Source organism: Actinoplanes sp. NPDC024001, assembly GCF_040638955.1.
Taxonomy (GTDB): domain Bacteria; phylum Actinomycetota; class Actinomycetes; order Mycobacteriales; family Micromonosporaceae; genus Actinoplanes.
This window is the reverse complement of record NZ_JBEZZB010000292.1, coordinates 1-7,371: the sequence shown is the minus strand read 5'-3', so window position 1 is coordinate 7,371 and position 7,371 is coordinate 1. Positions and strand designations below refer to the sequence as shown.

Genomic DNA, 7,371 nt, shown 5'->3' with positions numbered 1-7,371 from the left:
ACGGCTACTTCCTAGGGTCTAACCTGACGCCACGGACTAGAGGGAGCTACCTGAATGCGGGTCGGATACATGCGAGTCAGCACGGTCGATCAGAATCGACAGTCGGTCCAGATCGACCGGCCCCGGGTGACCGGCCTGGGCGACCGGCCTTGGGCGACCGGTCTTGGGCGACCGGCCTTGGGAGAGCGGCCCCGGGCGGCCGGCCCTGGGTGAGCGGCCCGGGCGACAGTCGGCCCTGCGCGAGCGGTGTGCGGGTGAACTGGGCTTCCCGCACCCGGTGCGCCGCACCCCGGAAGGACCGTCGGCCGCCGCCGGCCGGTACCTGCGCGCCGGGACCTTCGTCCCTGTCGATCTCACCGGGCCGGGTCGAGGATGGCAGGTGGACGGAGGTGGTTTCGATGCTGTTTCTGCTCTTCATGATGGCGGCGATGCTCATCCTCGCCATCGTGCTGCTGTGCTCCCAACCGGACGACGCCACCGGAGCCGGCGGCGACGGCAAGGCCGGGACGGACAAGCCTGACGACGGGAAGGCCGCCCCGACCACCCTGGAGGGCGCGCTGGTGGCACAACTGATCAGCGGAGAGATCACCCAGGCGCAGTACCGCATCGCGGTGGCCCGGCTGGCGAAGCGCGACGACGAGCGCAACCCGATGACGGTGCCGAAGGACGACCGCCCGGAATCCTGCGCCTGACCTCCGGCCGGCACACCCGCCACTCCCCGCAGGTCGACGCGGTAGCCCGCAGACCGATTAGGACGGCGGACGCATGCGCCGCACGACCCAGGGCGCGCTCGCAGTCGTCCAGCTCGCCTGCGGCTGTTCAGCCGGCCTCGTCCAGCGTGACGGAACTGCGTGCCGGCCTGCTCGCCCACGCCGCTCGCAACGTCGGATCCTGCGTCAGCCGCTGCTCCACGGCGCGGACGGCGCGGTCCCGTTCCGGGCCGGGCGCGCTGAAATCCAGGCCGGTGTCCGCCGGTCCGGGCCGGCCGAACTGGGCCAGTTCCGGCGTGTCCGGGAAGACCATGTCCAGGCTGACCTGCCAGATCTCCGGCTGGTACCAGTCTTTGCCGGCCCATGCGTCCCGGACGTCAACGGCGAACTGCCGGGTGAAGCTCAAACCGGGCAGCCGGTCGTTCCAGCTGTACCGGCCCCACTGCACCATGAACCCGTCGGCGTCGTTCTCCACCGGTTCCAGACCGTCGACCGGCAGCGCCAGGAACTCGGTGAACGCCTGCCATGCCACCGCGACGTCGTGCACGTGCCCGGGATCGACGCCATACCGGCGGAGTCGGCCGGCCAGCATCTGCGCTGCGTCACGCCACAGGAACCCCACGGCGGGCCACGCTACCGGATCGTCACCGCGGTAATCAGAACCGGGCAATCCGCGCTGCCCACATGAGCAGGCTGCGGAACAGGCCCGCCCGGCAGTGCCTGAAGTCCCGGCGCAGTCATGTGCCGACTTCGCGCCCGGGACTTCCGGCCCTGACGTCGCCGGACTCCACTGGTTGCACTGAAGGAATCCGATCCGCCGCGAGGAGTGGTCATGAAGTCCTTCCCGACCTCGCGCGGCCGTACCGCGACCATGCTCGCGGCCGCGCTGCTCACCCTGCCTCTCGCTTGGCCCGGCCCGGCCGGCGCCGCGGCCGCGGTGCCGGCGCAGCCCGGGACGTTCCAGGGCTTCGGCTTCGACGCCTGCACCGCGCCGTCGGGCGCCGCCATGACGGCCTGGCTGCAGTCGCCCTACCGGGCCGTCGGCATCTACTTCGGCGGGGTCAACCGCGGCTGTGCCCAGCCCAACCTCACGCCGGCGTGGGTGAGCGAGCAGGTGGCCGCCGGCTGGCGGCTGATCCCGCTCTACGTCGGTCCGCAGGCGTCGTGCACCACCTCCAACAAGCGGATCCTCATCGACAACGCGCAGGCCGCCGCGCAGGGCCGGGCCGCCGCCGAGGACGCCGCCGCGCAGGCCACCGCGCTGGGGCTGGCGAAGGAGAGCGTGCTGATCTACGACATGGAGGCCTACCGTACGGACGACGCGGCGTGCCGGGCCGGCGTGCTCGCGTTCATGGGCGCCTGGACGGCGCGGCTGCACGACCTGAGTTACTTCTCCGGCTTCTACGGCAGCATGGCCTCCGGCGTGGCCGACCAGGTGGCGCAGTACGCCGTGGCCGGCTACGCGCGTCCGGACTATCTCGACTTCGCCCGCTGGGACGGCGTCGCCACGGTCGACGACGCCGCGATCCCGGCCGGGTACTGGTCACCGCGGCGCCGGATGAAGCAGTACGTCGGGGATCACAACGAGACCTGGGGCGGCGTCACGATCAACATCGACAACGACTACCTGGACATGGCGCCGCTGCCACCGGCGCAGCTGGCCGACTACAACGGCAACGGCTGGGCGGACGTGCTGGCACGCGTCACCAGCTGCGGCAACCTGTACCTGCACTTGGGCAACGGCGCCGCCGTGGACGCGGCGGGCCGGCTGATCAGCGGCGGCTGGTCGGCCCTGGACGCCATCCTGCGGATCGGCGACCTCACCCAGGACGGCCGTGAGGACGTGGTGGCCCGGCAACCCTCCACGGGGGAGCTCTGGCTGTATCCGGGCACCAGCACCGGGGTGGGCAGCCGTCTGCGCATCGGCACGGGCTGGAACGGCATGCGGGAGCTCACCGGCATCGGTGATGTCACCGGCGACGGCCTGCCCGACCTGCTGGCCGCCCGCACCTCCGACGGGAAGCTCTTCCTCTATCCGGGCCTGCCCGGCCCGGGCCTGGGCGCACGCACGGAGGTCGGCAGCGGCTGGAGCGCGATGAGCGAACTGTCCCGGATCGGCGACTTCGACCGCAACGGTCATCCCGACCTGGTCGCCCGGCAGACCAGCACCGGCACCCTCTACCTCTACCCGCGGACCGCCACCGGGTTCGGCGCGCGCCGGCAGATCGGCACCGGCTGGGGCAGCATGCGCGACCTGGTCGGCGCCGGTGACTTCGACCGCGACGGCAACGTGGACCTGGCCGCCGTGCACCACGCCACCGGCCGGCTGCTGCTCTACCGCGGAACCGGCAGCGCCCTGCGCGGCGGCGTCCTGCTGAGCGCGGCCTTCAGCGGCCGGGCACCGCTCTGCTGAGGAGCGGACGCCATGACGACGGTGACCACGGCGGCCGTCCTGGCGTACGCGATCGGTGTTCTTCCGTCGGCCTTGGCCGATGTCTGGCCGGCGTGGCCGGTCGCCGCAGCCGGCGATGGTAGTGCTGCTCGGCTCGATCCTGCTGACATCGATCGAGGTGGCGCAGTGGACGGCGCTCGCCATGGCGGTGATCACCGGTGGGCCCGTGCGGCGCTGGCCGCGGCCGCCCGAGTGCTGCGCAGGCTCCACACGATCGACACGGTGATGGTCACGATGATCACGCCGAGGGTGACGGGGACGGGCAGTTTGCCGACCGGCGTCTCGGACAGGACCAGCTTGACGCCGGCGAAGGCGAGCAGGACGGCCAGGCCGTAGTGCAGGTGGGTGAAGCGGCGCAGCAGCCCGGCGAGGCAGAAGTAAAGGCTGCGCAGCCCCAGGATGGCGAAGGCGTTGGCGGTCCAGACGAGGAAGGTGCTGGTGGTGATGGCCAGGATCGCGGCGACCGAGTCGACGGCGAAGATCAGATCGGTGGCCTCGACGGCGATGAGCACGACGAACAGCAGGGTGGCGACGCGTTTGCCGTTGACGCAGGTGAAGAACCGGTTGCCGTGGTAGGCCGGATCGGTCGGGAGGATCCGGCGGACGAGGCGGACGACCGGGTTGCGGTCCGGTGGGGTCTGTTCGCCGTGGCGGAACGCCATCCGGTATCCGGTGTAGATCAGGAACGCGCCGAACAGGTAGGCGGTCCAGAAGAAGGTCTCGAGCAGTTCAGCGCCGACGAAGATGAACACGAGCCGGAACGCCAGGGCGCCGATGACGCCCCAGAACAGCACTTTGTGCTGGTAGGCAGGGGGAACGGCGAAGTAGGTGAAGATCAGGGCGAAGACGAACACGTTGTCGATCGACAGTGCCTTCTCGATGAGGTAGCCGGCGTAGTAGGTGCCGGCGACCTCGCCGCCCTGCCAGACCCAGAGAACGACGCCGAACAGCAGGCCGGCGGCGATCCAGATGCCGGACCAGACTGCTGCCTCACGGAAGCCGATGACGTGGTTGTCACGATGCAGGAACAGGTCGACGGCGAGCATCGCGGCGATGGCGAGCATCAGCGCCGCCCAGACCCACCAGGACACGGACATGTGGTCGAACCCTTCGTCAGGCCGGCCCGCACGGGCCGGCCTGACGAAGGTCTCCCCGGGCCACTGCGCCAGTGGCTGCACCGCCGGAATCCGGAGCGGCCGGATTCGTACTGACGGCGGTGCGTGGATCGTCGGGTACTCCCCTTCAAACCTACGACCGATTATTCACGAAGTAGAGTTCGTACGTCAAGGTAAGAGACACGACGCCCGTTTCGCGTTTCCGGGCACATATATTGGGCTGGCAAGCCCCGCCCACGACCGAGAGGCGATGATGTCGCTGGCTGCCGAGCCGGGGGCGACCCACCCCAGCAAGGGATGGACCTTCCTTACCAACCACGCTCACGTGCTGCTGGCGATCGCCCGGGAGCCGACCGCCCGGCTGCGCGACGTGGCTGCCTCCGTCGGCATCACCGAGCGTGCCGCCCAGGCCATCGTCGCCGACCTGGAAGACGCGGGCTACCTGCGTCGGGAACGCGTCGGACGGCGCAACGAGTACACGATCAATCCGGCCGGGCGGTTCCGCCACCCGGCCGAGGCCGACCACCGCATCGGCGAACTGATCGACCTCTTCACCGGCGCGCCGCAGTCCTGACCGCGGGCAGAGCACGCAGGCGCCCCCACAGGGCCAGGCCGGCGTCCACCGACGGCAGGACCGCCCGCACGGCAAGAGCCCGTACCAGCGGATTGCCGAGCCGGCCCTGCCACCGCAGGGCCGGCCGAGCCTCGTCGACCGCCGGCGGGGCATAGGTCAAGAGCCTCGACTGGTACGCCGCGAGCGCCTCCCGAACCGGCCTCGTCGCCAGGTCGTCCGCCAGATGCGCCGCGTCCAGAATGGCCGTGCTGGCCCCGGCCCCCGCGGTGGGCGGCATCGGATGGATGGCGTCGCCGAGCAGGGTCACCGGGCCGGCCGGCCACGGTCGCAGCGCTGCGGGGAAGTAGAAGGGGAAAGCCGCGAGACTGCCCACCTCCGACCGGTCGACCAGCGTGTGGAAGTCAGCGCTCCAGCCGCTCGTCCACCGGTGAACCTGTCCGGCCAGATCAGCGCCGGGCGACTCGGCGCGCGCAGCGACCGACCACACCACGTAAGGCCGCTCCGCCGCCGGGTCCCGGCCCTGCTTGCCGTGCAGGCTGAGGAACGCCCCGACCCCGCCGGGACCGATCATGAACGCGAGACCGGTGTGCAGGTCAGCGGGCACCCGCTGCGGGAGGGCCGAGCGGCCGGCTATGCCGATGACGCCGGAGCGCTGCGCGGTGGAACGGCCCAGCCATCGCCGAGCGATCGTGGACCCGGTGCCGTCCGCCGCTATCAGCACGTCGTACCGCGCTCCGTCGGCCAGCACGACGCCGTCCGCCGACCGCGTCCAGCCGGTCACCGGGGTGTCCCAGCGGATGATGTCGTCGAGACCACGGGCCAGGATGGTCCGCAACGGGCGCCGGCCGATCAGCAGCACCTCACCGGAGTGCCGGACCGGGATCCGCAGCCGGGTGCGGCCGCGATGGTCGATGACGGCGAACTGGCGGAAGGCGTCGTTGCCCGCCCCGCAGTCGCGCAACGCCCGCATCGACGACTCGGGGAGCACGCCGGCCAGCGCGGCGAACGCCGCCTCCGTCAGATGCAGCCGGTACCCGTCGGTGGCATCCGGCCCGGCATCCCGGTCGTACACCGTGACGTCGATGCCCCGGCGCCGCAGCGCGTGCGCGAGGGCGAGACCCCCGATACCGGCGCCGACGATTCCCACCCGCAGGCTCATGGCGCCCATGATGTCCCGCGCACCCGGGTTCACCCGCCCGCCGGGCCGAGACCGCCGGCCGGCACCGTGTACGTCCAGTCGATGACGACAGTGCGTTCGGTGATGCGCCAGCCACCGGCGCCGCGGGCGTAGACGTCCTGGTAGCGGTTGATCGTGGTGAAGTCCTGGCCGCCCCGCAGGTGATGCGCCTGGCAGTACACCTCCCCGGTCGCGGTGTCGCCGGCCACCTCGTAGCAGGCGTTGCCGACCAGGTGGAACGTCCTGTCGAAGCGCGCCAGCAGCTCGAACACCCGGGGCAGCTCGTCGTGACCGGTGAGCGCGATGCCCGTCGCCGGGATGCTGAACCGGGCCCGCGGATGCATCGTGGACAGCAGCAGATCCCGGTCGCGCCGGTCCACCCCGGCGGCGTAGCGGGCGGCGAGTTCGAGCAGCTGGGCTCTCGCGGACTCCACGTCGGCTCCTTCCCGCCGGGCGGCGGCTAAACAGATCGACATCCCTGCACGGCTCGTCCTAGCCTTCACTCACTGCGCTTTCGCGACCAGAGGTGATGGCATGGAGAAGCTCAGCGGCGTGCGTTCACAGACGGCATTCGCGGTGCCGGCCGGGATTCAGGTGGTGTTTCGCAATCTCGGCGACAACCACGAGTTTCGCAGGGCACTCACGCGGCTGCGCCACCTTCGGTACGAACCCCAGCGGCGCTCGCACCGTCGGCTGTGGTCGGCGCCGCCCGCCGCACACCGCCGCTGGGCCGCGCGCCGACCGGGGGACCGGTGGGGGATCCCGCGCCGCCGGCACCGCTGAGCGTCAGAAGTCGTCGCGGGCGCGCATCTGCCGGCGCGCCTGGTGGCGGCTGCGGCGGCGCTCGGCGCGGCGGTGCGCGCTCCACTCCCGGTGACCGCGGCTCTCGCAACGGCGATACCAGTACGACGGCGTGGCCGCCCAGTGGCAGCCGTCGCGGCGGGCGACCAGCGGAGCGCTGTCCGCGGTGATCTCCTGCGGCAGGGTGCACGGCCCGAACCGGTGGTCGTGCGCCGGCCGGCACGCCACCAGGGGCGCGTCGGCCATCTGCACCCACCAGGGTCGCGTCTTGTCGGTCCTGCTCATACGGGCACCTTTCGGCTCCGTGACGCCCCGGGCTGGGGCCGTCATCAGATCGGGTGCACCGTGATCACCTCCTGGACCCCTCCGCCAGGGTAGTCCGCGAGCGGGGCGTCAGTCCCGCCGCGCCGATCGCCGCCGCGCCCAGGGCGGCAACGATGCGGACGCCGGCCGGCCGGCTGCGCATGCAGGGCCACGCAGGTCTGGGCGACGGACAGCCAGCCGGGGTCGGCGATCGAGTGCCGTCGCCGTTCCCGGCCGCC

Annotated in this window: 10 protein-coding genes; 4 read left to right on the top strand and 6 right to left on the bottom strand. The window is 71.6% G+C overall.

Annotated elements, in window-relative coordinates:
- Positions 1 to 398: 398 nt before the first annotated feature.
- Positions 399 to 692: a hypothetical protein gene (locus AB0F81_RS49780; protein ID WP_360211232.1), complete on the top strand. Its 294-nt coding sequence runs from the start codon at positions 399 to 401 to the stop codon at positions 690 to 692.
- A 127-nt stretch (positions 693 to 819) separates the two neighbouring features.
- Here the strand turns inward: AB0F81_RS49780 and AB0F81_RS49775 are convergent, their stop codons facing one another.
- The gene (locus AB0F81_RS49775) at positions 820 to 1,332 is read right to left on the bottom strand and encodes a hypothetical protein (protein ID WP_360211230.1); all 513 of its coding nucleotides are present in this window, start codon (positions 1,330 to 1,332) and stop codon (positions 820 to 822) included.
- Positions 1,333 to 1,542: 210 nt separating this feature from the next.
- Between AB0F81_RS49775 and AB0F81_RS49770 the strand changes: the two genes are divergently transcribed.
- Entirely contained in the window at positions 1,543 to 3,123 is a 1,581-nt protein-coding gene (locus AB0F81_RS49770) for a glycoside hydrolase domain-containing protein (RefSeq protein ID WP_360211228.1), read from the top strand.
- Positions 3,124 to 3,314: 191 nt separating this feature from the next.
- On the opposite strand, the gene AB0F81_RS49765 is transcribed toward AB0F81_RS49770, so the two are convergent.
- Positions 3,315 to 4,259 carry a TerC family protein gene (locus tag AB0F81_RS49765; protein ID WP_360211226.1) on the bottom strand — a complete coding sequence of 315 codons (945 nt, stop codon included), beginning with the start codon at positions 4,257 to 4,259 and terminating at the stop codon, positions 3,315 to 3,317.
- A gap of 268 nt (positions 4,260 to 4,527) precedes the next feature.
- Between AB0F81_RS49765 and AB0F81_RS49760 the strand changes: the two genes are divergently transcribed.
- Positions 4,528 to 4,851, top strand: coding sequence for a helix-turn-helix domain-containing protein (locus AB0F81_RS49760; protein ID WP_360211224.1), 324 nt, complete (start codon positions 4,528 to 4,530; stop codon positions 4,849 to 4,851).
- Here the strand turns inward: AB0F81_RS49760 and AB0F81_RS49755 are convergent.
- Together AB0F81_RS49755 and AB0F81_RS49750 are read right to left on the bottom strand one after the other, a co-directional pair.
- Positions 4,829 to 6,010 carry an FAD-dependent oxidoreductase gene (locus AB0F81_RS49755; protein WP_360211222.1) on the bottom strand — a complete coding sequence of 394 codons (1,182 nt, stop codon included), beginning with the start codon at positions 6,008 to 6,010 and terminating at the stop codon, positions 4,829 to 4,831. The genes AB0F81_RS49760 and AB0F81_RS49755 overlap by 23 nt on opposite strands.
- A 29-nt stretch (positions 6,011 to 6,039) precedes the next feature.
- Complete coding sequence (locus AB0F81_RS49750) at positions 6,040 to 6,462, bottom strand: nuclear transport factor 2 family protein (RefSeq protein WP_360211220.1); 423 nt, start codon at positions 6,460 to 6,462, stop codon at positions 6,040 to 6,042.
- Positions 6,463 to 6,562: 100 nt separating this feature from the next.
- On the opposite strand from AB0F81_RS49750, the gene AB0F81_RS49745 reads away from it, so the two are divergent.
- Positions 6,563 to 6,811 (top strand): hypothetical protein, encoded by a 249-nt coding sequence (locus AB0F81_RS49745; RefSeq protein WP_360211218.1) that lies wholly within the window; start codon positions 6,563 to 6,565, stop codon positions 6,809 to 6,811.
- A 3-nt stretch (positions 6,812 to 6,814) separates the two neighbouring features.
- On the opposite strand, the gene AB0F81_RS49740 is transcribed toward AB0F81_RS49745, so the two are convergent.
- On the bottom strand, positions 6,815 to 7,114 hold the full coding sequence (locus tag AB0F81_RS49740) for a hypothetical protein (RefSeq protein ID WP_360211216.1): 300 nt from the start codon (positions 7,112 to 7,114) through the stop codon (positions 6,815 to 6,817).
- A 44-nt stretch (positions 7,115 to 7,158) separates the two neighbouring features.
- Positions 7,159 to 7,371: hypothetical protein (locus AB0F81_RS49735; RefSeq protein WP_360211214.1), on the bottom strand; the 213-nt coding region annotated here is incomplete at its 5' end.

What these genes read in the sequence shown, in the direction of transcription:
- AB0F81_RS49780 (WP_360211232.1), top strand. Translation starts at nt 399, where the DNA reads ATGCTGTTTCTGCTCTTCATGATGGCGGCGATGCTCATCCTCGCCATC.
- AB0F81_RS49770 (WP_360211228.1), top strand. Translation starts at nt 1,543, where the DNA reads ATGAAGTCCTTCCCGACCTCGCGCGGCCGTACCGCGACCATGCTCGCG.
- AB0F81_RS49765 (WP_360211226.1), bottom strand. Translation starts at nt 4,259, where the DNA reads ATGTCCGTGTCCTGGTGGGTCTGGGCGGCGCTGATGCTCGCCATCGCC.
- AB0F81_RS49760 (WP_360211224.1), top strand. Translation starts at nt 4,528, where the DNA reads ATGATGTCGCTGGCTGCCGAGCCGGGGGCGACCCACCCCAGCAAGGGA.
- AB0F81_RS49755 (WP_360211222.1), bottom strand. Translation starts at nt 6,010, where the DNA reads ATGAGCCTGCGGGTGGGAATCGTCGGCGCCGGTATCGGGGGTCTCGCC.
- AB0F81_RS49745 (WP_360211218.1), top strand. Translation starts at nt 6,563, where the DNA reads ATGGAGAAGCTCAGCGGCGTGCGTTCACAGACGGCATTCGCGGTGCCG.
- AB0F81_RS49740 (WP_360211216.1), bottom strand. Translation starts at nt 7,114, where the DNA reads ATGAGCAGGACCGACAAGACGCGACCCTGGTGGGTGCAGATGGCCGAC.